Consider the following 1,132-nt stretch of genomic DNA (forward strand, 5'->3'; position numbering starts at 1 on the left):
GTTGAGAAATTGAGTTTTTTGCGTGGACGGAGATTCAGTTTCTTTCCGACATTCCGAATGTAATTGTCGGAGAAATCGTTGAAATTCGACTTTTTGGGGATGTATTGTCGGATGAGTTTGTTGACGTTTTCCACGGCTCCTTTCTGCCATGAGCAGTAGCTGTCGGCAAAATAGACAGTGACGTCATTAAGTCCTTTCACACGCAGACCGGCAGTAATATCAAGGTGTGCGGCGAACTCGCTGCCGTTGTCAGTGGTAATGGTTTTCAGATATTTACGATATGCGAAAAGCATCCTTACCACGACTTTTGCCAATGGCTTTGCTTTTTTGCCGTGCCTGAGTCTCTCCATCATCACGAAGCCGGTCATGCGTTCGAGCAGCACGAGTATCGCATGTCCGTGAGCATCGACAATCAGATCCATCTCGAAGTCACCGAAGCGTTTTCCGTCAGCTTCGGGCGGCCGGTCATGTATGCTTGTGCGGTTGGCAATGTTTGTTGCCTTGGTCGGCTTGCGCATGCCTTTGGGTCTGCGTCTGAAATCCGGATGCCGGCGGTGACGGCGCAGTTCTCCGCTTTCATCTGCATTGATGATGTTGTAGATGCTTTGTACCGATATGCTTATCCCTTCTTTGGACAGCACTCCCCGGATTTGCTCCGGAGACCACTGGTGGTCGGTTATCATCTGCCTTATTCGCCAGACAAGCAGTCTGTCAAGCCTTTTGTTGGATGTGCTTCGCTTACGGCGCTCCATCGCTCTGGCATGGGCCTTATCCCACAGATAGTTGCCTTTGGCCGTGGAGTTCCGTTTGAGCTCGCGGCAAATCGTTGACTGACTGCACCCTACAATCAGGGCGATTTCTTTTCTTTTTGTTTTTCTTTGCAGTAAGGCGAAAATTTGCGACCTTTGCTGCGAGGTTAACTGATGATACATAAGGCAATACAAAGTTAGTTAATCTTATGGAGACTTCGGTCTCCTTTTTTTGTATTTAGCTTGTATTGCCAGATATCCTGCTGTTGTCCGCTCTCGGGGGCGGTCTCGTCCGCCCCCGCCGCTCGGGCAGCCCCTCACGAGAGGAGTGAGGTAATGGCTATTCCATAATCAAAGTTTTGCACTTCGATTTGGAAGCTTCA

Annotated in this window: 1 protein-coding gene; it reads right to left on the bottom strand. The window is 49.5% G+C overall.

The window, feature by feature from the left end; all coding sequences use genetic code 11:
* Positions 1–932: IS30 family transposase (locus HPS54_RS12765; protein WP_172345770.1), on the bottom strand; the 932-nt coding region annotated here is incomplete at its 3' end.
* Positions 933–1,132 lie beyond the last annotated feature (200 nt).

The organism is Xylanibacter caecicola, from assembly GCF_013166515.1.
Classification (GTDB): domain Bacteria; phylum Bacteroidota; class Bacteroidia; order Bacteroidales; family Bacteroidaceae; genus Prevotella; species Prevotella caecicola.